At 62.5% G+C, this 24269-nt stretch carries 22 protein-coding genes; 7 read left to right on the forward strand and 15 right to left on the reverse strand.

Annotation, left to right across the window (positions count from 1 at the left end):
- Window positions 1-8 precede the first annotated feature (8 nt).
- The 3 genes from dkgB to F8N66_RS00260 form a co-directional block, all read right to left on the reverse strand.
- Window positions 9-812, reverse strand: a complete 804-nt coding sequence (gene dkgB / locus F8N66_RS00250) for a 2,5-didehydrogluconate reductase DkgB (RefSeq protein WP_150768274.1) — start codon at window positions 810-812, stop codon at window positions 9-11.
- Window positions 813-1055: 243 nt separating this feature from the next.
- Entirely contained in the window at window positions 1056-1595 is a 540-nt protein-coding gene (locus tag F8N66_RS00255; protein ID WP_150768275.1) for a PaaI family thioesterase, read from the reverse strand.
- 110 nt (window positions 1596-1705) lie between these two features.
- Window positions 1706-2614 (reverse strand): LysR substrate-binding domain-containing protein, encoded by a 909-nt coding sequence (locus F8N66_RS00260; protein ID WP_150768276.1) that lies wholly within the window; start codon window positions 2612-2614, stop codon window positions 1706-1708.
- A 104-nt stretch (window positions 2615-2718) separates the two neighbouring features.
- Between F8N66_RS00260 and F8N66_RS00265 the strand changes: the two genes are divergently transcribed.
- The 4 genes from F8N66_RS00265 to F8N66_RS00280 all read left to right on the forward strand — a co-directional run bounded on the left by F8N66_RS00265 (window position 2719) and on the right by F8N66_RS00280 (window position 6706).
- Window positions 2719-3585 (forward strand): pirin family protein, encoded by an 867-nt coding sequence (locus F8N66_RS00265; RefSeq protein ID WP_150768277.1) that lies wholly within the window; start codon window positions 2719-2721, stop codon window positions 3583-3585.
- Between the two features lie 94 nt (window positions 3586-3679).
- The gene (locus F8N66_RS00270; protein WP_150768278.1) at window positions 3680-4363 is read left to right on the forward strand and encodes an isochorismatase family protein; all 684 of its coding nucleotides are present in this window, start codon (window positions 3680-3682) and stop codon (window positions 4361-4363) included.
- Window positions 4364-4419: 56 nt separating this feature from the next.
- Complete coding sequence (gene ycaC / locus F8N66_RS00275; protein WP_150768279.1) at window positions 4420-5046, forward strand: isochorismate family cysteine hydrolase YcaC; 627 nt, start codon at window positions 4420-4422, stop codon at window positions 5044-5046.
- A gap of 214 nt (window positions 5047-5260) precedes the next feature.
- Window positions 5261-6706, forward strand: coding sequence for a mechanosensitive ion channel domain-containing protein (locus F8N66_RS00280; RefSeq protein ID WP_150768280.1), 1446 nt, complete (start codon window positions 5261-5263; stop codon window positions 6704-6706).
- Window positions 6707-6850: 144 nt separating this feature from the next.
- On the opposite strand, the gene F8N66_RS00285 is transcribed toward F8N66_RS00280, so the two are convergent.
- Genes F8N66_RS00285 through F8N66_RS00295 form a run of 3 tightly spaced genes read right to left on the reverse strand, consistent with a single transcriptional unit; the run spans window position 6851 to window position 10713 of the window.
- Window positions 6851-9232 carry a TonB-dependent receptor gene (locus tag F8N66_RS00285; RefSeq protein ID WP_150768281.1) on the reverse strand — a complete coding sequence of 794 codons (2382 nt, stop codon included), beginning with the start codon at window positions 9230-9232 and terminating at the stop codon, window positions 6851-6853.
- Between the two features lie 15 nt (window positions 9233-9247).
- Entirely contained in the window at window positions 9248-10207 is a 960-nt protein-coding gene (locus F8N66_RS00290) for a FecR domain-containing protein (RefSeq protein WP_150768282.1), read from the reverse strand.
- Complete coding sequence (locus F8N66_RS00295) at window positions 10207-10713, reverse strand: sigma-70 family RNA polymerase sigma factor (RefSeq protein WP_150768283.1); 507 nt, start codon at window positions 10711-10713, stop codon at window positions 10207-10209. The genes F8N66_RS00290 and F8N66_RS00295 overlap by 1 nt, the downstream gene beginning before the upstream one ends.
- Before the next feature lie 212 nt (window positions 10714-10925).
- Here F8N66_RS00295 and F8N66_RS00300 point away from each other — a divergent pair, with 212 nt between their 5' ends.
- Window positions 10926-11366, forward strand: a complete 441-nt coding sequence (locus tag F8N66_RS00300) for a carboxymuconolactone decarboxylase family protein (RefSeq protein WP_150768284.1) — start codon at window positions 10926-10928, stop codon at window positions 11364-11366.
- Window positions 11367-11494: 128 nt separating this feature from the next.
- Here F8N66_RS00300 and F8N66_RS00305 read toward each other — a convergent pair whose 3' ends face one another.
- From F8N66_RS00305 to F8N66_RS00315, 3 genes are all read right to left on the reverse strand, one after another.
- Window positions 11495-13087 (reverse strand): DHA2 family efflux MFS transporter permease subunit, encoded by a 1593-nt coding sequence (locus F8N66_RS00305; protein ID WP_150768285.1) that lies wholly within the window; start codon window positions 13085-13087, stop codon window positions 11495-11497.
- Complete coding sequence (locus F8N66_RS00310) at window positions 13084-14205, reverse strand: HlyD family secretion protein (RefSeq protein WP_150768286.1); 1122 nt, start codon at window positions 14203-14205, stop codon at window positions 13084-13086. The genes F8N66_RS00305 and F8N66_RS00310 overlap by 4 nt, the downstream gene beginning before the upstream one ends.
- 265 nt (window positions 14206-14470) lie before the next feature.
- On the reverse strand, window positions 14471-15406 hold the full coding sequence (locus tag F8N66_RS00315; RefSeq protein WP_150768287.1) for a choline ABC transporter substrate-binding protein: 936 nt from the start codon (window positions 15404-15406) through the stop codon (window positions 14471-14473).
- Window positions 15407-15649: 243 nt separating this feature from the next.
- On the opposite strand from F8N66_RS00315, the gene F8N66_RS00320 reads away from it, so the two are divergent.
- Window positions 15650-16378 carry a class II aldolase and adducin N-terminal domain-containing protein gene (locus F8N66_RS00320; RefSeq protein WP_150768288.1) on the forward strand — a complete coding sequence of 243 codons (729 nt, stop codon included), beginning with the start codon at window positions 15650-15652 and terminating at the stop codon, window positions 16376-16378.
- 2 nt (window positions 16379-16380) lie between these two features.
- On the opposite strand, the gene F8N66_RS00325 is transcribed toward F8N66_RS00320, so the two are convergent.
- The 4 genes from F8N66_RS00325 to queC all read right to left on the reverse strand — a co-directional run bounded on the left by F8N66_RS00325 (window position 16381) and on the right by queC (window position 21399).
- Complete coding sequence (locus F8N66_RS00325; RefSeq protein ID WP_150768289.1) at window positions 16381-17445, reverse strand: GlxA family transcriptional regulator; 1065 nt, start codon at window positions 17443-17445, stop codon at window positions 16381-16383.
- A 9-nt stretch (window positions 17446-17454) separates the two neighbouring features.
- A complete protein-coding gene (locus F8N66_RS00330) occupies window positions 17455-19116 on the reverse strand; it encodes a choline dehydrogenase (RefSeq protein ID WP_150768290.1) in 1662 nt (553 codons plus the stop codon).
- A 145-nt stretch (window positions 19117-19261) separates the two neighbouring features.
- Entirely contained in the window at window positions 19262-20431 is a 1170-nt protein-coding gene (locus tag F8N66_RS00335; RefSeq protein WP_150768291.1) for an aromatic ring-hydroxylating oxygenase subunit alpha, read from the reverse strand.
- 269 nt (window positions 20432-20700) lie between these two features.
- A complete protein-coding gene (queC, locus tag F8N66_RS00340; protein ID WP_150768292.1) occupies window positions 20701-21399 on the reverse strand; it encodes a 7-cyano-7-deazaguanine synthase QueC in 699 nt (232 codons plus the stop codon).
- Window positions 21400-21706: 307 nt separating this feature from the next.
- Between queC and F8N66_RS00345 the strand changes: the two genes are divergently transcribed.
- Window positions 21707-22057: a hypothetical protein gene (locus F8N66_RS00345; RefSeq protein ID WP_150768293.1), complete on the forward strand. Its 351-nt coding sequence runs from the start codon at window positions 21707-21709 to the stop codon at window positions 22055-22057.
- 211 nt (window positions 22058-22268) lie between these two features.
- On the opposite strand, the gene F8N66_RS00350 is transcribed toward F8N66_RS00345, so the two are convergent.
- Complete coding sequence (locus tag F8N66_RS00350; protein ID WP_150768294.1) at window positions 22269-23450, reverse strand: acetyl-CoA C-acyltransferase family protein; 1182 nt, start codon at window positions 23448-23450, stop codon at window positions 22269-22271.
- The gene (locus tag F8N66_RS00355) at window positions 23447-24229 is read right to left on the reverse strand and encodes an enoyl-CoA hydratase-related protein (RefSeq protein WP_150768295.1); all 783 of its coding nucleotides are present in this window, start codon (window positions 24227-24229) and stop codon (window positions 23447-23449) included. The genes F8N66_RS00350 and F8N66_RS00355 overlap by 4 nt, the downstream gene beginning before the upstream one ends.
- Between the last annotated feature and the right edge of the window lie 40 nt (window positions 24230-24269).

The raw sequence follows: 24269 nt of genomic DNA on the forward strand, positions 1-24269 counted from the left end.
CCGGCCTGTTAATCCCAGAGCGGCGCGATGCCTTTCGGGCTGGTCAGGCGATGACCGCGATCGAGGGTGGCGATCAGGGCCATGTCGGCCTCACTCAACTGCAAGTTGCAGGCCTTGAGGTTGCTGGCCAGGTTGGCGGCTTGGGTGGAGGAGGGAATCACCGCATGACCCCGTTGCATGGCCCAGGCCAGGGTGACCTGCGCCGGTGTCGCCTGCAGGCGGTCGGCGATCTGCGCGATGACCGGGTCCTTGAGCACTTCGCCGTAGGCCAGGGTCATGTAGGAGGTGATCCGGATGCCCTGGCTCTGCGCGAACTCGACGACCTTGCGGTTTTGCAGGTACGGATGCAGCTCAATCTGGTTGGTGGCGATGTGTTCGGCGCCGACGGCCGCGATGGCTTGTTGCATCAGGTCGATGGTGAAGTTCGACACGCCGATCTGCCGGGTCAGGCCCAGGCGCTTGGCTTCGAGCAGGGCAGCCATGAACTCCTCGACCGGCACCTGGTTGTCCGGCGATGGCCAGTGGATCAGCGTCAGGTCCAGGTAGTCGGTGCGCAGTTTTTGCAGGCTCTCCCTGAGGCTGTCGATCAGGCGATCGCGGGCGAAGTTGGCCACCCAGATCTTGCTGGTGATGAACAGCTCTTCACGGGGGATGCCGCTGGCGGCGATGGCTTCGCCGACGTCGGCTTCGTTCTCGTAGATTTGCGCGGTGTCGATGGCCCGGTAGCCCAGCGCCAGGCCGGTGCGGACCGAGTCGATGACCACCTGGCCTTGCAAGCGAAAGGTGCCCAGGCCGAATGCGGGGATAGACATGAATGACTCCAAGGGTTGCAGTGGGAATGAGCGCGAGTATCCGCGCCTGCATCCGTGAGAAAAACCCAAGGCGCGGCAAAGCAATGTTTACCGCAGGTCAAGAATCCGGGGCCGTCAGGAGCATGGATGGTGTCTGGTTTGACGCCTTCGCGAGCAAGCCCGCTCCCACAGGGGAAAGGCGGTGTACGCTGATCCAGTGTGGGAGCGGGCTTGCTCGCGAAGGAGGCGACCCGGTTTTGGAATCTACCCCCGCGCCTCAAGAATCATGCAGGTCGTCGAGCCCGTCGCATACAAGCGCCCATCCACATCGTAAATGCGCCCCTCGGCCAGCGCCGTCGAGCGCCCCAGGTGAACAATCTTTCCCTCGGCCCGCACCGGTCCGCTGGCGCCTGTCAGCGCCCGGACATAGCTGATGCGCAGGTCCAGCGTCGTGTAGCCCTGGCCCTTTTTCAGTTGGGTGTGGATGGCGCAGCCCATGCAGGAGTCCAGCAAGGTCGCGGCATAGCCGCCATGCACGCTGCCCAGCGGGTTGTAATGCCGCGCATCCGGCGTGCCCTGAAAGACGAACAGCCCGGCGGACCATTCGATGGGAATGAAGTCCATCAGCGTGCCGATAGGCGGCGAGGGCAGCTCACCGTTGCCGATGCCCTCGAAAAACTCGGCGGGCGTCAGGGCACTGACCTCGGCCAGGGACAAACTGCCAGGCCCGGCCAGGCGCTCACGCATGGCCTGTTCCTGGGCGATCCATTGGGCGAGCGTGGCGTCGCGATTCGGGCTTTGCATGTTCGGGTCCTCGGAACGAATATTATGGTTGTAATCAAAGTCGATATTACGTCCGAAATAAAACCCTTGCCACCCCCGATCATCTTGTCGCTAGCAGCTTGCCGCTGCGCCTAGACAATATCGCTGTGGCTGAACTCGTCCCCGAGAAAGTCGATCAACGTCCGTACCGACGGCAGCAGTCCACGGCGAGAAGGGAAGATGGCATGGATGATTCCGCACTTCGGCGCCCAGCCGGGCACCAGCTCCACCAGGTGCCCGGCCGCAATGTCGTCACGCACCACCACGCTGGGAAGGTGGGCGATGCCGACCCCGGCAATGACCGCGTGGCGCAACGCCAGCAGGTCATCGGTGACCATCCTCGGCGCATGGCGAATCACCGCGCTGGCACCGTCGGCACCCAGCAATTCCCACTGATATTCACGCTGCGCCGCGCCCCAATGCAGGCTGGGCAGGCCGCTGAGGTCGGCCGGCGACGGCGGTGTCGAGCGCGCAGTGGCGAACACCGGGCTGCCGACGATGCTCTGGGTGCTGTTGCCCAGCACCTTCATCACCATGTCGGTGTTTTCCAGCGGCGGAAAACGCACCCGCAGGGCGATGTCGATGCCTTCGTGGATCAGGTCGACCCGGCGGTTGGTGCTTTCAATAAACAACTCCACCAGCGGGTATTTGAGCATGTAGCGGGTCAGCATCGGCCCGACCCAAGTGTTGAGCAGCGCGGTCGGGCAACTGATGCGCACCAGGCCCTGGGGCTCGGAGCGGTTGCGTTCGATCAGTTCGGCGGCGCTTTCCGCTTCCACCCGCATGGCCAGGCAGCGCTGGTAATAGGCCTGGCCGATTTCGGTCAGCGAGCAATGGCGGCTGGTGCGATTGAGCAGGCGCACGCCCAGGCGCTCTTCAAGCTCGGCAATGCGTCGGCTGAGTTTGGACTTGGGCATGTCCAGAGCCCGTCCGGCGGCGGCAAAACCGTGATGCTCCACCACCTGGGTGAAGTAGTAGAGGGTGTTGAGGTCTTCCACCATCGTTCTCCAGATAGAACGCTAAGGCTGATTTTTGCAGTCTAGCGCAACAAAGGTCGCGGTTTTAAGCTTTGTCCATGGCTTCACCCACCTCATCAGGAGACACCATGAAAAACATCATCGGTATCTACACCAGCCCACGGGCCCACTGGGTCGGCGACGGTTTCCCGGTTCGCACGCTGTTTTCCTACGACAACCTGGGCAAACACATCAGCCCGTTCCTGCTGCTCGATCACGCCGGTCCCGCCGAATTCACGCCCACCACCGAACGGCGTGGCGTTGGTCAGCATCCGCACCGTGGCTTCGAAACAGTGACTATCGTTTACAAAGGTGAGCTGGAACACCGTGACTCCACCGGCAGCGGCGGCAAGATCGGCCCCGGCGATGTGCAATGGATGACCGCCGCGTCCGGCATTCTCCATGAGGAGTTCCACTCCGAAGGGTTCGCCAGAACCGGCGGCACCCTGGAGATGGTGCAGCTGTGGGTCAACCTGCCAGCCAGGGACAAAATGGCCGATGCCGGCTACCAGACGATTCTCGATGGCGACATTCCAAGCCTTGCCCTCAAGGACGACGCCGGCAGCCTGCGCCTGATTGCCGGAGAGTTCGACGGCCACCAGGGCCCGGCGCGCACCTTCACCCCGGTCGATGTCTGGGACATCCGGCTCAATGCCGGCAAGTTGCTCACCCTCGACCTGCATGAAGGGCGCAACACCGCGCTGGTGGTCCTGCGCGGCGCGGTTCAGGTCAACGGCCTGGAGTCGGTACGCCAGGGGCAGTTGGCGCTGTTCGACCGCCAGGGCGACCAGTTGACCCTCCAGGCCAGCGAGGACGCGGTGGTGCTGCTGCTCAGCGGCGAGCCGATCGACGAACCGATCGTCGGCCACGGTCCGTTCGTGATGAACACCGAGCAGGAAATCCACCAGGCCTTCGCCGACTTCCAGTCCGGCCGCTTCGGCCAGATGCACGGCTGATCCGGACCGCTTCGACCCACCCGCTCTACACAGGATGCGTAGGCCGGTTTTCAGGCCAGGGATGGCTGTTGCCTGAATAAAAGAGGAAACGCTGATGAATACCGTCAATGCGGCCAATTTCAACGGCCAGAAACCGACGATCGACGCCAATGACAGCGCCATGCTGCTAATCGATCACCAGAGCGGACTGTTCCAGATCGTCAAGGACATGGACGTGCCGCAACTGCGCGCCAATGCCATTGCCCTGGCCAAGGCCGCGACCCTGCTGAAGATGCCGGTGATCACCACCGCCTCGGTACCGCAAGGGCCGAACGGGCCGCTGATCCCGGAGATCCACGAGGCGGCGCCGCACGCCCGATACGTGGCGCGCAAAGGCGAAATCAACGCCTGGGACAATCCCGAGTTTCACGCCGCCGTCAAAGCCACGGGCAAGAAGACCCTGGTGATCGCCGGCACCCTGACCAGCGTGTGCCTGGCTTTCCCGTCGATTGCCGCGGTGCATGAAGGCTACAAAGTGTTCGCGGTGGTCGACGCCTCCGGCAACCACTCGAAGCTGGCCACTGATCTGACAATCGCCCGACTGGCCCAGGCCGGGGTGGTGCCGATCGACATCATGGCTACGCTCTCTGAGCTGCAAGGCTCGTGGAACCGTCCGGATGCTGAGCAGTGGGCGGCCGTCTACGCCCAGGCCATGCCGCATTATCAATTGCTGATCGAAAGCTACCTCAAGGCCCAGCAAGTGGCGAACGAACACGAAACGCTGGATTCGCAGCGCTAACCGGGTACCCCACGCCGATTTCCACTCGGCATCGATAACACGCGAGGACTACTGCAATGACTACTTCTTACAAACGTCTCGACAAGGATAACGCCGCCGTTCTGTTGGTCGATCATCAGACAGGCCTGCTGTCGCTGGTGCGCGACATCGATCCGGACAAGTTCAAGAACAACGTGCTGGCCCTGGCCGACCTGGCCAAGTACTTCAAGTTGCCGACCATCCTCACCACCAGTTTCGAAACCGGCCCTAACGGCCCGCTGGTGCCGGAGCTCAAGGCGTTGTTCCCGGATGCGCCGTATGTCGCTCGTCCTGGCCAGATCAATGCCTGGGACAACGAAGATTTCGTCAAGGCGATCAAGGCCACCGGCAAGAAACAACTGATCATTGCCGGCGTGGTCACCGAGGTGTGCGTGGCGTTCCCGGCACTCTCGGCGCTGGCCGAGGGGTTCGATGTGTTCGTGGTCACCGACGCTTCCGGCACGTTCAACGCCCTGACCCGGGATTCGGCCTGGAACCGCATGTCCCAGCAAGGCGCGCAATTGATGACCTGGTTCGGCCTGGCCTGTGAGCTGCATCGCGACTGGCGCAACGACGTCGAAGGCCTGGGCACCCTGTTCTCCAACCACATCCCGGACTACCGCAACCTGATGACCAGCTACAGCACCTTGACCAACAGCCAATAAGCCCGGCCCACATCACCCCTGTAGGAGCTGCCGCAGGCTGCGATCCTTTGATCTTGTCTTTGCAAGGGCAAAGTCAAAGGATCGCAGGCTTCGTCAGCTCCTACAGAGTTTTGAAGCGTTTTGCGGATTGACGGATTCCCGCCAAATCAATTGCTCCTACACTGTGCCCAATGTGTGCGATCTTTTGCTCATTGTCCTGTGCTGGAGTCGTTTGATGCTGTCGCTGCTCGCCGAACACCCGCTGGTTTGCGCCCTGGTCCTGATCCTCGTCGATCTGGTGTTATGGCGCTTTATCGGTATCAATCATCACAACTGGAAGCTGTTCCTGCGGTTGGTGATTTTCTCGCTATTCAGCCTTTTGCTGTTCAACGAAGGCTTGAGCCCGCTGGAGCCGGCACCCAAGGTCGACAGCGTGCCGCTGCAACTGTCGGCCACGGGATTGCAGATTGCCTGGTGGCTGTTCGGCGCGCGCACCCTGACCGTGTTGATCGGCGCGGCGATGATGCAACGGGTCGGGCACACCGGGCGATTGCTGCAAGACCTGCTCGGCGCCGTGATCTTCCTGGTCGCGGTCATCGCGGCGCTGGCCTATGTGCTCAACCTCCCGGTCAAAGGCGTGCTGGCCACCTCCGGCGCCCTGGCGATCATCGTCGGCCTGGCCTTGCAAAGCACCCTCAGCGACGTGTTTTCCGGGATCGTCCTGAACACCACCAAGCCCTACCAGCTGGATGACTGGATCGCCATCGACGGCACGGAAGGCCGGGTCATTGATATCGATTGGCGCGCCACGCGACTGCAAACCTCGCAGGGCAGCATGATCGTGATTCCCAACTCGCTGGCCGCCAAGGCCAAGATCACCAACTTCAGCCGGCCCAGCGATATGTTCGGCGTTTCGATCAGTTTGCAGGTCAGCCCCCATGTGCGCCCGCAAACCGTGATCGATGCCCTGGAACGGGCGATGCAGGGCTGTCGCGTCCTGCTCAACCAGCCGGGCCCGAAAGTGGCGCTCAAGGGTTCGAGCCCCGCCGGCGTGGAATACGAAATCAGCGGCTTTGTCGCCGCGATGAGCGAAAAGCGCACGGTGCGCAATCAACTCTACGACCTGGCCTACCGGCACCTGCGGGCCTCCGGGGTAAACCTGCTGTCGAGCGTGGAACCCACGCCGACCAGCGACCTGTCGCGGCCACGGGCGCTGATCGACAGTTCGCCGATTTTCTCCACCCTGCGCCAGGAAGAGAAAGAAACCTTCAGCCAGAACATGATCCTGCAAAACTTTCGCCCCGGAGAGACGATCCTCGGCGCAGGGGAGGTCAGTAGCAACCTGTTCATCATCGAGTCCGGTGTGGTGACGGTTTCGTTGGTTCGCCATGGCACGCCCTTCGAGTCCGGGCGCATGGGGCCGGGGGAAGTGATCGGCGAGGCGGGCATCCTGACCGACATGGCGTTGCCCGCGACCTTCTCGGCGAAAACCGCGTGCACGCTTTACCGCATTGAAAAGGGTTACCTGAGGCCCTGCCTGGAAGCCCGCCACGACATCAACGACGCGATGAAAACCTTGCTCGATTTCCGCTTGCACAAGGTGCAGGAGCTGATACAGGAAGTGCCGGTGGTGGTGCAGAAAAAGGGATTCCTGCAGTGGTTGCTCAAGCGGGCGGGCTGAATTTGCAGGGTATGGCCGCTGCGCGGTTCGCGAGCAAGCCCGCTCCCACATGTGATCGCATTCTCTGCGGGGAAACACCGTCGAATGTGGGAGCGGGCTTGCTCGCGAAGGCGATACCTGCCGCGCGAAAAATCCTTGTAATGATCAAAAATCCACCGTCGCCGAGACCTTCAACGTCCGCGGCGTGCCCTGGGTCAAATACCCGCCATTGGCCGAAGCCCAATAAGCCTCGTTGGCCACATTCTCAAGATTGGCCCGCAGGGTGACGTCCCGCTCATCCAGCCTGAAGGCATAGCGCGCCCCCAGGTCAAAGCGGTTCCACGCCGCAATGCCCTGAGTGTTCGCGGCGTTCAAATATTGCCCGCCCGTGCGCAGCATCCGCGCACTGAGCGCCGCGCCTTCGAGTCCCGGCACGTCCCAGTCCGCTCCCAGGTTGAACTGGAAACGCGGCACGCCGACCGCGCGGTTGCCGTCATTGACGCCATTGGCGCTGCCTTGGATTTGCGTCTTCATCAGGGTGACGCCGCTGAGCAGGCGCAGGCCGTCGAGCGGCTCGCCGTACAGGTTCAGTTCGAGGCCTTTGTTCAGCTGCCGGCCGTCGACGCGGAAGACGCCGTCCTGGGTGTAGCTCGACGGTTGCTCGATGCGGTAGGCCGCCAGGCTTGCGCCGTAGCGGCCCATGTCCAGGCGCACACCGGCCTCGATTTGCCGGCTGCGCACCGGGGCGAACGTGTCGTCGCGGTTGAGTGAAGTGGTCGGTGGCGTCGGCCCCTTGGCCAGCCCTTCGATGCGGTTGGCGTAGAACGACAGGTGCTCCCGGGGCTTGATCACCAGGCCGAACACCGGGGTGGTGATCGAGTCGTCATAACTCGATGTCCGGGCACCCGTGGTGGTGCTCCAGCCATCGACCTTCAACGACTGGCGACGCGCGCCGAGGGTCAGCAAGACGCGGTCGTCGAGAAAGCCCAGGGTGTCGGCGAGGGCGATGCTGCGCAGTTGGTTTTTGCCGACCACCCGTGGATCGTGCAGGTCGCTGCCGAACGAGGTGGCCACCGGTCGTGGCTGTTCGCTGACGTCATAGAGATGGGTGCTGTAGCGCCCGGCACTGCCGATGGTTTCGAAGGCCGAGCGCTGTTCGCCCCAAATGCCCGCCAGCCCCAGGTTCAGCTGATGGCTGATCGCGCCCGTGTTCAGGCGACCGTTGAGGCCGGCCATCAGGCTTTGATTGTCTTCGTCGTGAGGCGGGTAAAGCATGCCGCCCCGGGCGCTGCCATCGAGGTCGGTGACGGTGAGCGACGAATACACGCCGTTTTCCCGGGTGTGCCGGGCACCGCCGGCCAGGTAGCCGGTCCAGTTTTCGCTCAGCTCATACTCGGCGCGAGCCATGCCGAAGGTGTCTTCCAGCTGCGAGTAACTCCAACGCTGGGCGTACCCGGCGTTGGCGTCCGGCGCCTTGGGCACCTTGTTCAGCGTGGGATCGAGGTACACCACCGCGCGGCCCTGATTGATCACTTGTTTCTGATAGCCCAGGTCAGTGGAGAGTCGCAGGCGCTCGCCGCGATAATCCAGGCCCAGGCTGATCAGGGACGAGCGCTGGTCTTCATCCTCGACCGCAGTATCGCCCTCGCGCTGCAGCAGGTTGAGCCGTGCGCCAAAACGCTGGTCCTCGCCGAAACGCTGGCCCAGATCCAGGTGCCCGCCGATGCGCGCATCGCTGCTGTCGTCCAGCGTGATGCGCCGGGTCGGTGTCTCGCCGGCGCGCTTGGGTTGCACGTTGACGCCGCCGCCGATACCGCTGCCGCTGGGCGTCACGCCATTGATAAAGGCGTTCGGCCCCTTGAACAACTCGACCCGTTCCATGGCTTCGGTGGCGATGATCTGGCGTGGCAGGACGCCATACAGGCCGTTGTAGGAAATGTCATCGGAAGCCAGCGACAGCCCGCGAATGATGAACACCTGGGAGAAGTTGCCGAAGCCGGCGGACTGGCGTACCGACGCGTCGTTGAGCAGCACGTCGCCGAGGGTTCGCGCCTGCTGGTCGGCGATGGTGCTGGCGGTGTAGCTGGTGACGCTGAAAGGCAGGTCGTTCAACGCTTGCTGGCCGAGCAGGCCGCTCTGCGCGTTCCGCGCCAGTTGCCCGCCGCCGTAGGTCTCCCGGTTGTCGTTGCCCAGGGCGCTGACGTTGGTGGGATCCAGCTCCAGGGCCGTGCCGGCGGCCGCTTGCGGCTTCAGGGTGTAGCCATTGTCACCGCTGCTGACCAGCACGAAGCCGCTGCCTTCGAGCACATGCGCGAAACCCGATTGCACGCTGTAGCGGCCGTGCAGCCCGGGGCTCTGGCGATTGCCCAGCACCGCCGGATCGAACGACAGCGGTACGCCGACCGTCACGGCCAACTGCGCCAGGACCTGGCTGAGCGCACCCGGGCTGATGTCGATGTGATGGCTGGGGCTTTCGACCGCCTGGCCGTGGCTTGGCAACAACACCGAGCAGGCCAGGAGCAGGCGCAGCAATGAATGAGTGAACATCACAGACTGACCGCGTCAGACCCTCGGTTCGACCGACAGCCAATAGCGCGTCAGGCGGCTGATGTTCAGCGGCAGGGTGTCGCTGAGCAGGCGCAGGCTGGCGTCGGTGTCGCGCAGGGAAAACGCCCCCGACACGCGCAATGCCGCGACATCCGGATGACAGCGCAACACACCGGGCCGGTAGCGGCTCAGTTCGCCGAGCAATGCGTCCAGACGCATGTTGTTGGCCAGCAGCATGCCTTTGTCCCAGGACAGGGCCGCGATGTCGAAGGGCTCCGGGGCGTCCAGCCGGTTCAGCTTGAAGCTCAGGCGCTCGCCGGCACTGAGGGTCGTGCTCTGTTGCAGCAGCTGCGGGGTGACCACCACCTGGCCTTCAAGGACGCAGACGTGGCTGCGCGAACCCTCGGTCCTTACGCAGACGCGGGTGCCCAGCGCGCGCGCGGTGCCGTGGGGTGTTTCGACGATAAAGGGCCGGGCGCCAGGGTCCTTCGCGGTGCTGATCAACAGCTCGCCGTTGAGCAGCTTGACGCGGCGTTCCCGTGGGTTGAAGGCGATGTTCACCGCGCTGTCGGTGTTGAGCAGCAACTGGCTGCCATCGGGCAGTGGCAGGTTCTTCTGTTCGCCCACGGCGGTGCGCTGGTCGGCGGTCCATTGCCCCCAGGGCAGATGCTGCGAGGCGATGCCCAGGGGACCGGCCATCAACAGCAAGCCCAGGCGGGTAAGGGTCTGCCGGCGACTCAGGCCTTCCTGGCGCGAAGCCCGTTGCAGGGTCTGGATCGCGATGTTGGCCGGCACGCTGCGAAATTCGCCAAGCAGCACTTCGGCCCGTTGCCAGGCCTGGGCATGCTCCTGGCTGCGGTTGCGCCATTGAGCGATGGCCTGATGGTCGGCGGCGGTGGCCGTGCCGGAATGCAACTGCACCAGCCAGTCGGCGGCTTCACCGAGAATCTGCGGGTTGATCATCGACGCCTTCATCAGGCCACACTCAGGCAGGCAATGAACGCCGCGCGCATATGGCGCTTGATGGTGATCAGCGAGACATTCAGGCGGGTGGCGATCTGGGCGTAGGTCAGGCCTTCGATCTGCGACAGCAGAAACGTATCGCGGGTCGCCGCCGGCAGTTCACGCAGCAGGGCTTCGATCCGCTCCAGCGTTTCGAGGATCATCAGGCGGGTTTCCGGCGACGGCACGTCGGCCTCGGGCAAATGCGCGATGGTTTCCAGGTAGGCGCGCTCCAGGTCCTGGCGACGCCAGCGGTCGATCACCAGGCCCTTGGCAATGTGCGTCAGCAATGCCCGCGGCTCGCTGCCCAGTGGCTTGACCACCTGGCGTGTCAACAGGCGCAGGAAGGTATCGTGGGCCAGGTCGGCCGCGTCGCAGCGGTTACCCAGTTTGCGGTGCAGCCAGCCCTGCAGCCAACCGTGGTGTTCGCTGTAGAGGGTGTGGACTTGCTGGTTCAGCGGTTGATCGACGGACGACATGGCGGGCAGATACTCGACTCGGGCATCCTGCGTGAGTGCAATTAAGAATTGATCGCATTCTAGTGGCCCACACCAAGTGATGGCAATTGTCATTTCGCACTTTCTTTCAGGGCGTTTGCCAATGGCCTCCTCGACTTCGCAAAGATTGGCTATTTGTACAAATCGATGACGCGACTAACGTATCTCCACACCCACTTGCCCTGGAACATCCCATGAAACCTCGTATCGATTTCTACACGGCGTCCCCTGATGCCCTCAAAGCCATGATCGCGCTGGAAACCGCTGTCTCCAAGCTGCCGCTGGAAAAGACCCTGATCGAACTGGTCAAGCTGCGCGCTTCGCAAATCAACGGCTGCGCCTTCTGCATCGACATGCACACGGCCGACGCCATCAAGGGTGGCGAAACCCCGCGTCGCCTGTTTGCCGTGACCGCCTGGCGCGAAGCACCATTCTTCACCGACCGTGAACGCGCCGCGCTGCTGTGGACCGAATCCCTGACCCAACTGAGCCTGACCCACGCACCGGACGAAGACTACGAAGTGGTCAGCGCGCAGTTCACGCCCAAGGAAATGGTCGATCTGACCGTGGCCATCACCACCATCAACAGCTGGAACCGCCTGGCCGTAGGCTTCCGCAAGACGCCGCAGGCCTGATAGTCCCCCAATCAACTGTAGGAGCGAGCCTGCTCGCGATAGCGGTGGTTCAGTCACATCGATATTGAATGTGTCGACGCTATCGCGAGCAGGCTCGCTCCTACAGGGGTAAGGTTTGAGATCTGGAATCAATGCGCATCGGCACTCGGCGCGGCCGGTGGTTGCACCTTGCGCATCAAGGGCACCATCGCCGTGGCGACGATGAAGCAGACCATGATCATCAGGAACGCGTCGCCGTAGGTTTGCGTCTGCGCTTCGCGGTAGGTCAACAGCCAGAGCTGATGCAGGCTGGCCGTTACGCCGATGTCGCCGCCCTGGCCCAGGGCGGCGAAGTTGTTGCCGACCTGGGACAGCCACTGGTTCAGTGCTTCATTGGTGCTGTTGAGGTGTTCGGCCAGCCGGGTGAAGTGCAGGTTGGTACGGTCATTGAGAATGGTCGCGCACGCGGCAATGCCAATGGCGCCGCCCAGGTTTCTCATCAAGTTGAACAATCCCGAGGCATGCTTGAGTCGCGCCGGGGCCAGCCCGCCCAGGGTCAAGGTCACCGCCGGCGGCACCGCCAGTTGCTGGGCAATCCCGCGCAGGGCTTGCGGCAACATCAATTCCCTGGCGCCCCAGTCATGGGTGATCGGGCTGAAATCCCACATCGACAAGGCGAACAGCCCCAGGCCCGTCATCATGATCCAGCGCAGATCGATGCGGTTGGCCAGAAAGGCGTACAGCGGAATCGCCATAAGCTGGAACACCCCGGTGGAGAAAATGGCCAGACCAATGTCCAGCGCGCCGTAGCCACGCACTCGGCCCAGAAACAGCGGCGTCAGGTAAATGGTGGCGAACAGGCCGATCCCGGTGACGAACGAAAAGAAACAGCCGAGGGCGAAGTTTCGGTCCTTCAAGGCGCGCAAGTCGACGATCGGGTTGGCCACGTGCAGGGTCCGGCCGATGAACGCCAGGCCGGCCAGGCCGCTGACCCACGCGGTGGTGAGGATCGTGCTGTCGCTGAACCAGTTCCAGCGCGGGCCTTCTTCGAGGGTGTATTCCAGGCAGCCGAGAAACAGCGCCAGGAACAGCATGCTCAGGTAGTCGGCGCCCTTGAGCAGCGAGAGTTCCGGCTGGTCGATCTTCACCAGCATCGGCACCGCCACGGCGACGAAAATCCCCGGCACCAGGTTGATGTAGAACAGCCAGTGCCAGGACGAGATGTCGGTGATCCAGCCACCGATCACCGGGCCCAGGGTCGGCGCCAGCGAAGCCACCGCGCCGATGGTCGCGGCGGCGATCACCCGCTGTTTGCCAGAGAAGAAAATGAACGCCGTGGTGAACACCAGCGGAATCATCGAACCGCCAACGAATCCCTGCAGAGCGCGGAAGGCGATCATGCTCTGGATATTCCACGCCGCGCCACAGAGCAGGCTGGCGAGGGTGAATCCCACGGCGGACGCGCAAAACAGCCAGCGCGTGGAAAACACCCGCGACAACCAGCCGGACAGCGGGATCACGATGATTTCGGCGATCAGGTAACTGGTCTGCACCCAGGCGGTTTCGTCGGTACCGGCCGACAACCCGCCGCCAATGTCACGCAGTGAAGCCGAGACGATCTGGATATCCAGCAGCGCAATGAACATGCCGATGCACATGCTGGCGAAGGCGAAGACCTTGGTCGCCGTGGCCATGTTCGCGGCATTGAACGGTGGCGCCGGGGCGGCGAGGGCGCGGCTCATGGCGCGCTGGCCACGGCTGGGGTTTCAGGTGCCTGGCGGGTGTCGACTTCGGCGGTGACCGACAGGCCGGGGCGCAGGTGGCCGAGCACGCTGTCGGCCGGGTCGAGGTGGATGCGCACCGGCACCCGCTGGACGATCTTGGTGAAGTTGCCGGTGGCGTTTTCCGGTGGCAGCACGCTGAATTGCGAGCCGCTGGCCGGTGCGAGGCTGTCCAGGTGACCGTGGAATTCCTGCCCGGAGAGTACGTCGGCGTGAATGATCACCCGCTGGCCGGGCGTCATGCGCGCCAACTGGTCTTCCTTGAAGTTGGCATCGACCCACAAGCCGCTGGCCGGCACCACCGACAGCAATTGCGAACCCGCCTGGGCGTACGCGCCAGCCCGTGCCCGACGATTGCCGATCACCCCATCCACCGGCGCGCGCAGTTCGGTGTAGCCGACATTCAACTGCGCCAGGTCCCGTTCGGCCTTGGCTTGAATCAACGCGGCGCGGGCTTGTTGCTTTTGCGTGGCGATGACGTTCAGCTGCCGCTGCGCGGCCACCAGTTCGGCCTGGGCGCGGGCACTCAAGGCCGAAGCGGTCTTGAACGTGGCATTGGCCCGTTGCGCGCTTTCCACCGAGACGGCGTTGGTGGCGACCAGTTTTTTGTAGCGCGCATCGTCATCCCGCGAACGAGCGGTTTCAGCCCCGGCGGCATCGATGCCGGCGCGGGCCTGGCCGATGACGGCCTGTTGCAGTTGTTCGGTGGCGTCGAGGTTGGCGAGCAACGCCTCTTCAGCCGCCACCGCGCCTTCGGCCTTGGCCAGGTTGGCGCGGTAATCGCGCGAATCGAGGCGGATCAACACATCGCCGGCCTTGACCTTCTGGTTATCGGTCACCAGCACTTCATCGATATAACCCGCGACCTTCGAGCCGATCACCGTCACCTCGCCGCCGATGTAGGCGTCATCGGTTTCCTCGATGAAACGGCCAGCCGTCCACCAGTGCGTGGCGTACACCCCCGCCAGCACCAGTGCGGCGATGCCCGCTGTCGGCAGGAGCAGGCGTTTGAGCAGGGGAGGCTTGCGGGTGGTCACCGGGACAGCCAGGTCGGGCTCAACGGAGGGCATGCTGGTCATGGAGGGTTACCTGTAGGAAACGGCATTTAATTACGTGCGTAATATGACGCATGTCATATTTAGTGGCAATTTATTTCTTATGCCGATCGTCAGGTGGGGGGCTGTGAGGCAGGTAAGGATGTGTTGATTGATCTGACGCCTTCGCGAGCAAGCCCGCTCCCACAGTTGACCGCGTCCGTCTAAACGACTCGGTCAACTGTGGGAGCGGGCTTGCTCGCGAAAGCGTCAGATCAGGCGATAAAGTTTTATCGAATACATCGAATCATTACTGACTCGCCAACCGAGCACTGACCATCGCCAACCCATCCTTGCCATCCCGGCTGCTCACCCCGGAAAGCCAGGCCTGCAGCACCGCCGGATTGGCCTTCAGCCACGCCTTGGCCGCCGCGCGCGGTTTCTGGTTCTGGTTCAGCACCGCGTCCATCAGCTGGTTTTCCATGGCCAGGCTGAATTCCATGTTCTGCAGCAGCTTGCCGACATTGCTGCATTCCTTGAGGTAGTCCTTGCGCACATTGGTGTAGACCGTGGCCTGGCCGAAGTTCGGACCGAAATACTCATCGCCGCCGCTGAGGTATTTCATCTTGTTGCGGGTGTTCATCGGGTGCGGCTCCCAACCCAGGAACACCAGCCATTCGTTCTTGCGCGCGGCGCGTTTGACTTGCGAGAGCATCGCCGCTTCGCTGGACTCCACCATCTTGAAATCCTTCAGGCCGAAGGCGTTCTTGTCGATCATGCTCTGGATCAGCCGATTGCCGTCGTTGCCCGGTTCGATGCCGTAGAGCTGACCGTTGAGCTTGTCCTTGAATTTGGCGATGTCGGCAAAGTCGCGCAGCCCGGCGTCGTACACGTAATCGGGCACCGCCAGGGTGTATTTGGCGCCATGCAGGTTGGCGCGCACGGTCTCCACGGTGCCGGCATCGCGGTAAGGCTTGATGTCGTTTTCGGTGGTGGGCATCCAGTTGCCGAGGAACACGTCCAGCTCCTTGCCCGACGACAGGGCGCGGTAGGTCACCGGGATCGACAGCAGGGTGGTTTTGGTTTTGTAGCCCAGCGATTCCAGCACTTCGCTGGCGACGGCGGTGGTGACGGTGATGTCGGTCCAGCCGACGTCGGAGAAGCGCACCGTGGCGCAGGACTCCGGTTCGGCGGCCAGGGCGTGCAACGGCAACGCGAGGGATGCAAGCAAGAGCAAGGCTTTCATGGATCGACTCCTCAGGGGTAAACGTCGGCAGCGGTTTTTATTGTTGTGTCCAGCCAGGCGGGTCGTGCCCGTCACTATGGCGGGGTCGGCCACGTGGCTCTTGATCAAACGCGGCATAAGTGCGCCGTTTTCCCTCGGTCGGCGTGCTGCGAAAAAACGGCAGCCGCTGTCGTTTCCCGTCAAGTGCGCGCCAGGCGTCTCTCTACACTGCCAGGCAACCGATCAATAACTGTGGAGCACGGGATGAATCCAGCTGTCGAGTCATTGCGAATCCGCCTGGCCTGCGCCTTCCGCTGGGCCGCGCGGCTGAACCTGCACGAGTCCATCGCCAACCACTTCAGCGTGGCGGTGTCGGGGGACGGTCGGGAGTTCCTGATCAACCCGTACGGCACGCATTTCTCACGGATCAAGGCCAGCGATCTGCTGCTGGTCAATGCCGACGAGCCGGCCAGCCTCGATCGTCCGGACGCGCCGGACATCACCGCCTGGGCCTTGCACAGTGCCTTGCACCGTAACCAGCCCCACGCCCGTTGCATCCTGCACACGCATTCGAAATATGCGACGGCGCTGGCCTGCCTGGCGGATTCGCGGCTGCCGCCGATCGAACAGAACGCCATGCGTTTTTTCGAGCGCGTGGTGATCGATGACGGCTTCGACGGCATGGGCCTGGGGGACGAGGCCGAGCGGGTCAGCCATCTGCTGGGGGATAAACCGATTCTGTTGATGGGCAACCACGGGGTGCTGGTCGCGGCGCCGAGCATCGCCCAGGCGTTCGATGATCTGTATTACTTCGAACGCGCCTGCGAGACCTATATCACCGCGCTTTCAACCGGTCGTGAGTTGCGGATCGCCAGCGATGAAGTCGCCCGCAAGACGTGCCGGCAATGGCTTGAGTACCCGGGTTTTGCCGACAAGCATTTCAATGCGCTGATGGCGATCCTGGACGAGGAAGCGCCGGATTATCGCCTGTGAAATCACTCTGCCCCGGCCGGCCGCTGCTCCTTGCGCAGCGGCTGGCGCATCACCGGGGCGGTCCAGATCTGGCTGCGGTCTTCACTCGGCGGGCAGCCGAAGCGCGCGCGGTAGGTGCGGGAAAAGTGTTCCAGTGAACCGAAGCCCGAACAGGCCGCGACCTGGGCCACGCTCAGGCGCGTCTGTTGCAGCAAGCTGTGGGCCTTGGCCAGCCGCAGGGTGATGTAGTACTTGAGCGGCGACAGCCCGGTCTGATGCTTGAATTGCCGCTCCAGTTGCCGGCGCGACAGCCCGACCTGGCCCGCGATCGCTTCGCAATCCAGCGGCTCCTCCAGCGCCTGCTCCATGAGTTGCACGGCGCGGCGAATCTTGCTGCCGTACAGGCCGGTGTTGGTCAGGCCGCCGTCGAGCTGGTTGTCCGCCGGGGCGCGTACCTGGCCCATCAACAAGTGCATGCCGATTTCCCGTGCCAGTTCGTTGTCGATGCTCTGGCCGATCCAGCCGAGCAGCATGTCCAGCGTCGTGGTCGCGCCGGCGCAGGTCATGCGCTGGCGTTCCAGGGTGTAGAGCTGCGGCCTGGCGTGGACCCGTGGATAACTTTCCTGAAAACCCTGCAAGTTGTCCCAGTGCACCGCCGCTTCATAACCATCGAGCACCCCGGCCGCCGCCAGCAGCTCGGTGCCGGTTTCCACGCCCATCAGCACGGCGCCGAACAGCGCCTGCTTGCGCAACCAGCTCTTGAGCGTCAGGTTGCGGCTGTGTTTGTGCACATCGAAACTGGCGATCACCAGGCACACGTCAAAGCCCTGGTCGGCCTTCAAACCGTCGTTGGCGACGGTGCTCAAGCCGTTGCTGGCCTGCACCGGTTCGCCGTCCAGCGACAGCAGCGACCACTGAAACAACGGCCGTTGCGTCAGCCAGTTGGCAATGGCCAGGGGTTCGAGCACGGCAGCCAGGCCGAAATTGGAAAATGACGGCAACAGCAACACCGCGACCCGCAATGGCGCGACCTCGCCGCGCCGCCAGGTGAAACGGGTTTCTGCATTGCTGGACGACGGATTGCTCATGGTTGATCTCTATCGTTGTCGTGTCTGCCATTGCGGGTGAACCCAGACCGGCGCCGCGCAGGCCCGCAAGGCTGGTTTGCCGCGAATCATGTCACTGGCCTTCTCCGCGATCATCACTGTCGGTGCGTTGGTGTTGCCGCTGACAATCACCGGCATGATCGACGCATCCACCACCCGCAAGCCATCGAAGCCATGCACGCGCAGCTGCGGGTCGACCACCGCTTCGGCATCGCCCACCGGCCCCATCTTGCAGGTGCCGCTGGCATGGTAGCCGGTTTCCGTGACTTGTCTGGCCCAGGCGTCCAGCGCAGCGTCACTTTGCGCCTGCGCGCCAGGCACCAGTTCTTCTCCCCTGAACGCCGCCATGGCCGGTTGCGCGATGATCTCGCGCACCAGCCTGGCACCTGCGCGCATGTCGGCTCGATCCTGCTCGGTTTTCAGGTAATTGAACAGGATGCGCGGCGCCTGCCTGGGGTCGGCGCTGTTGAGCGTGACACTGCCCAGGCTGGTGGGGCGCATCAGGTCGATGTGGATCTGAAAAGCATGGTCCGGCACCAGGTCGACACTGCCGGGGATCACCGCCAGCGGCATGAACGTCAGTTGCAGGTCAGGGTGTTCGACCCCGGCCCGGGAGCGGATGAATGCCCCGGCTTCGAAATGGTTGCTCGCCGCCAGCCCGTCGTGGCTGACGAACCAGCGCGCGCCGATCCACCATTTGCCCGGCGCGGTGGTCCAGGGGTACAGCGACACCGGTTTTTTGCAACGGTATTGCACGACGCTGTCGGGATGGTCATTGAGGCGCCGGCCGACGCCGGGCAGGTCATGTTTGACCGTGATGCCCAAGTCGCGCAGTTCGGAGGCCGGGCCGACACCGGACAGCAACAGAAGCTGCGGGGAATTGATCGCGCCGGCGGTCAGCAGCACTTCTTTTCGGGCGAACGCTTGATGGATCCCGCCGCTTTGTTCGTACTCGATGCCGATGGCGCGTTGGCCGTCAAACAGGATGCGCAACGCCAGTGCATCGGTGGCCACCCGGACATTGCCCCGGTTCAGCGCCTGGCTCAGATAACCGCGAGAAGTGCTCCAGCGCCGGCCGTTGCGGGTGGTACGGTCCACCGGTCCGAAGGCTTCCTGGCGATAGCCGTTGAGGTCATCGCTCAAGCCATACCCGGCCTCGGCCCCGGCCGCCAGGAATGCCGCGCACAATGGTGTTTGCGTATCGCCGGGGGTGACGTGCAGATGCCCCGTCGCCCCGCGATAATCGTCGGCACCGTCGGCGTGGGTTTGTGCGCGCTTGAAGTACGGCAGCACCTCCTGATAGCTCCAGCCGGCGCAGCCCTGGTCGGCCCAGGCGTCGTAATCCCGGGCATGGCCACGGATGTAGACCATGCCATTGATCGACGACGACCCCCCCAAGGTCCGGCCGCGTGGCGTGCCGATCCGGCGACCGTCCAGATACGGTTCCGGTTCGGACTGGTAGCTCCAGTTGTAGCGCGTGCCGCCCACCACCAGACCCACGGCGGACGGCATGTCGATGGTCCAGCTCTTGTCCGCAGGTCCGGCTTCCAGCAGCAGAATGTTCACCGCCGGATCCTCGCCCAGGCGATTGGCCAACACGCAGCCCGCGGACCCTGCGCCCACAATCAGGTAATCAAACTCATGGTCGGCCATGGTTCGGGGTGCTCCCTCAATTTAAAGGTCAGGACACAAAAACCTGTGGGAGCGGGCTTGCTCGCGAAAGCGGTGGGTCAGCCAGCATCAATGTTGACTGACCTGGCCCCTTCGCGAGCAAGCCCGCTCCCACAGGGAACGCGTTTCAGATCGACGATGGGCCATGAATCCCGTTAAACACCAACCGATGAAAGTGATGCACCAGATGCTCGCTCTCATTGCTGCGCTGGGCATCGATCATGTAGCGACCCTGGTCGTACCCCAGCGAATGCAAACCCTTCTGCACCGAGATGTTCAGCGCGATGTCTTCAGGCCCCAGGTCCTCGTTCATCCACTTCATGCACGATGCGCTGACGGCGGCCGTTTTGGCATTGTTCGAGTAGTAGCCAAACCGCAGCAGCGAGCGTTCGGCGTCCAGCGGAATCATGATGAACGAGCCCAGGAACTCCGAGAACGGGAAGGTATAGAAGGTGTTGTTCGGCCACAGGCCGATATTGAAAAAGCATTCGTCCGGGTTGAGATCCTTGCGCAGTGGCACGCCGTAGGCCTCGGTTACCGAGAGATTGGCCGGGGCGATGTAGGTCCACCAGTTGTCGCGTTTGCTCAACTGGTAGCCTTTGAAGTCGATGAGTCTGGCCAGGTCGATATGGCACGGCCCCGACAACTTGAAGTGATAGCCCTCGATGGAATTGTCCATGATCACCTTCCAGTTGGCCGGCACGATCACGTCCTGTTCCTCGATCAGGCGCATGTTGGCCAGGTCCGGAAACACCCGGCGCATTTCCTCGTCGGCACCGGGGAACAGGTCGCGCATTGACGGTGCGTTCGGGTCGAGGTTGAAGTAAATGAAACCGCCCAACTCCTCGGTGCGGATTTGCGGGATGTTGAACTGCTGCAGCTCGAAGTTTTTCATCTTCTCGCAACGGGGCGCGCTGCGCAGGCTGCCGTCCATTTCATAACACCAGGAGTGATAAGCGCACCGCACCACGCCACCGGTGGTGCCACGCCGCTCTTCGAGCAGGCGGTTGCCGCGATGCTGGCAAACGTTATGAAAGGCATGGATCTGCCCCTGCCGATTCTTCGCCACCACCACGCTCTGGTCGAACAGATCCGTCACCACATACTGCCCAGGCTCGGCGAACTCACTGACATGCCCGGCCACGTGCCAGGCATGCATAAAAATGTTATCGCGCTCGGCCTTGAACAACGTCTCGTCGTAGAAGTAACGCGAAGGCAGGGTGAAGGCCTCTTCCGGGTCCTGATGATCCCAACCGTCGATCGAACTGGATGATTTGAGCGTCTGGACATTGTGCATCGGGGCAATCTCCTCGGTGACTGGCGCCGCACGGTACGGCTTGGTTATGGGTCCTAATCTAGGGGGCGGGGAGGAGGGGGGATTGATCAAATGCGACCAGTTGCGGGGTGAAAATATCAAGGTGCAGGTTGCAGGAAGTGTGGGTTGTAAACCTCTCCACTGTAGGCGCGAGCCTGCTCGCGATGGACGTCAACGATAACGCGTGCTGTCTGAATGAACGCGATGTCTGGACGTTTTTCGCGAGCAGGCTCGCTCCCACACGGAATCGTTTACCTCAGGTTTATTTTTTCATTCAGGCTTTTCATCGTTCCCACTTTGTTTTCCAGATACTCGCTCAGCCCCTTGGCGCGAAGCTTACAAGCGTCGCAGTTTTTGCAGCCGTTACCGATTATCCCGTTGTAGCAAGTCAACGTTTGGTCGCGGATAAGATCCAGTTGATTGTGGTGATCCGCCAACGCCCACGTTTCTGCCTTGTTCAACCACATCAGCGGCGTTTCAATATGCAGTTTGTAGTCCATCCCTGACTCAATGGCTGTGTTCAGGGCTTTAACGAATTGGTCACGGCAATCGGGGTAACCGGAAAAGTCTGTTTCACAAACACCGGTGATGATCGTCTGCGCTTTGACTTGGTACGCATAAATAGACGCCAGGGTTAAAAACAGAATGTTCCTGCCGGGGACGAACGTACTAGGCAGTTTTTCTCCGGAACTGTTGGTGGTGGGAACCGGGATGTTGTCGCGTGTCAGGCTGCTGATCGCCAGTTCATTCAACAATGAGGCGTCCAGCACCTTGTGTACCCTTACGCCCAGCTCCTTTGAGAGAGATTGCGCCACTTCAATTTCGGCTCGATGGCGCTGACCATAGTCGAACGTAATACAGTGAATTTCATCGTATTGCGGTAACGCATGGATCAAGCAGGTGGTGGAGTCTTGTCCGCCACTGAAAACGATAACGGCCTTTTTAGTCATGCTTTTTCTTCCTTGCAGCAATCCCGGCGTGTCGCTGGGGGAGGGGCCTTGACCCTACCGACACGCACAGATTTTGGCTGTGGGAGGTTTCTGAAATGACTGTCTCTGTTTTCCGTTTGTGTCATTTGTTTACTGCAAAAGATTCAAGTTTATTTGTGTCAAAATGACTGCCTTTAGGTCATTAAGACAACTTTGTTGTGTGGTCACTATGACGCAATAGACTCTCAAGTAACTGAAAAATAAGCTTTTAAAACTTGGCACGCTTCGTGAAATGCCCAATGCATCGAAACCGAAGCAGGAATTCGCCATGTCTCGCTCTATCCCCCTCAGCTTCACGCTTTGCCTGTTGTTCTCCCCCCTGTGCATGGCCGATCAAGTCGTGCGCGAAGTGCCAGACACTACCGCTGGCAAAGGCTACGGTGCCCTGACCGGTTTAATGGTCGGTGCTGTTGGCGGGCCGGTGGGGGCGTTGGTGGGGGCGGGTGCCGGATTTTTCGCCGGGGGCTCGGTACAGCAGGCGGCGGGCCTGACGCAGACAGCTTACGAAGTGAAGGACGCGCAGGGTGAAATCAGTACGGTGCGTTCGCCCAATGCCCGTTTCGAGCCGGGCCAGCAGGTGAGCCGCCAAGGTACGCGACTGGTGCCGCAGGGCAGTTGAGTCGTCGGTAGCTATTACACAAATTTCCCTTTTACGGGCAGGCGAGCCGCACCTCGTTTGCCCGTTTTTTTTGACAATCTCCGGCCGAGAGGCGTGCACTTTGTAGGAGCTGCCGCAGGCTGCGATCTTTTGACTTTGCTTTTATGAAAGAAGAGCAAAGGATCGCAGCCTCGTTGCACTCGTCAGCTCCTACAGCGTTCCTACAGGGTTATCAAGTGCGCTCGAAAATTGCCGCGATCCCTTGGCCGCCGCCAATGCACATGGTCACCAGCGCATAACGGCCGTTGGTGCGATGCAGTTCGTGGATGGCTTTGGTGGCGATGATCGCGCCGGTCGCGCCGACCGGGTGACCCAGGGCGATGCCCGAGCCGTTCGGGTTGACTTTGGCCGGGTCGAGGTCCAGCTCCTGGCTCACCGCACAGGCCTGTGCCGCGAAGGCGATGTTGGCCTCGATCACGTCCATGTCGGCTACGGTCAGGCCGGCACGCTTGAGGGCGATGCGGGTGGCCGGGACCGGGCCCAGGCCCATCAGTTCCGGTTCGAGGCCGGCATGGGCGTAGCTGACCAGGCGGGCGAGCGGGCGCAGGCTGTTGACCTGAACCGCAGCGCCGGTGGCCATGACCAGGGCCGCGGCACCGTCGTTGAGGCCCGAAGCGTTGCCGGCGGTGACCGAACCGTCTTTCTTGAACGCCGGCTTCATCTGGGCCAGCTGTTCCAGGGTGGTGGCGCGAGGGTGTTCGTCGACATTGAACAGCTGGGTGCCTTTGCGACCCTGGATTTCGACCGTGGCAATCTGCTCGGCGAAGTAGCCGTTGGCGATGGCATGGGCCGCGCGTTTCTGGTCTTCGAACGCCAGGGCGTCCTGCATTTCGCGGGTGATGCCGTTGCGTGCGGCGACGTTCTCGGCGGTGATGCCCATGTGAAAGTTCTGGAACGGGTCATGCAGGATGCCGAGCATGTAGTCGACGGCCTGGACATTGCCCATGCGCGAGCCCCAACGGGCCGACGGCAGCAGGTACGGGCCACGGCTCATGGACTCGGCACCGGCGCCGATGGCGATCTCGGCATCGCCCAGCAGCAGGGTCTGCGCGGCGCTGATGATCGCTTGCAGGCCGGAGCCGCACAGGCGATTGACGTTGTAGGCCGGGGTTTCCTTGGGGATGCCGGCGTTCATCGCGGCGACGCGCGAGATGTAGGCGTCGCGGCATTCGGTGGGGATCACGTTGCCCATCACCAGGTGGCCGACAAGGGCCGGGTCCACGGCGGCGCGTTCCAGGGCAGCCTTCACAGCGGTGGTCGCCAGGTCGGCCAGCGGCACGTCCTTGAGCGCACCGCCGAAGGAGCCGATGGCGGTACGGGCGGCGCTGACAACGTAGATTTCCGGGGTGTTCATGGCTGGTTTCCTTTCGGTTGATGCTTATCTGTACTGCGATTGAGCAGGGCGTTCAAGGCGCTTTTCGCCTCGTCGGTGTGCAGGCGCTGGATGAACAGGGTGTTCTCTTCGCGCAGGGTGGCTTGCAGTTCGGCCATGCCGGCCTGCTTCATCAATTGCCGGGACTGGCGCAAGGATTGCTGCGGCATCGCCAGAAAACGCTGGGCGATCTTCCGGGCCGCGGCCAGGCATTGCTCTCCATCGTCGAACGCTTCGTTGGCCAGGCCCCATGCCACGGCATCGTCGCCACTGAGGCCTTCGCCCAGCAACAGCAGGCGTGCGGCACGGGCCTGACCGAGCAGGCGCGGCAACAGCAGGCTGGCGCCGAACTCCGGGCACAGGCCGATGTTGACGAAGGGCATGCGCAGCTTGGCGCTACGGGTCACCACTACCTGATCGCAATGCAGCAACAGGGTGGTGCCGATGCCGATGGCCGCACCGCTGACCGCGGCAATCAGCGGTTTTTGCAGGTGGGTCACGGCGCGCATCAGGCGGAACGCCGGGCTGTCCAGGTGAGTCGGTGGCGCTTGCAGGAAGTCCACCAGGTCGTTGCCGCTGGTGAAGCAGTTGGGGCCACCGGTCAGGATCACCACGTGGATCGATTCGTCCTCGTCGGCCGCGAAAATCAGGTCGGCCAGCCGCGTGTACATCGCGTTGGTCAACGCATTGAGCTTGTCGGGGCGGTCGATGGTCAGCGTCAGCACGCCATCATGTATTTCTTGTTTGATCAGGTCGGTCATGGAAGGCGCCTGCGAGTCGGTTTGCCGGCCACTTTAAGCG

Origin of the sequence: Pseudomonas fluorescens (assembly GCF_902498195.1) — a bacterium.
GTDB lineage: Bacteria > Pseudomonadota > Gammaproteobacteria > Pseudomonadales > Pseudomonadaceae > Aquipseudomonas > Aquipseudomonas fluorescens_BU.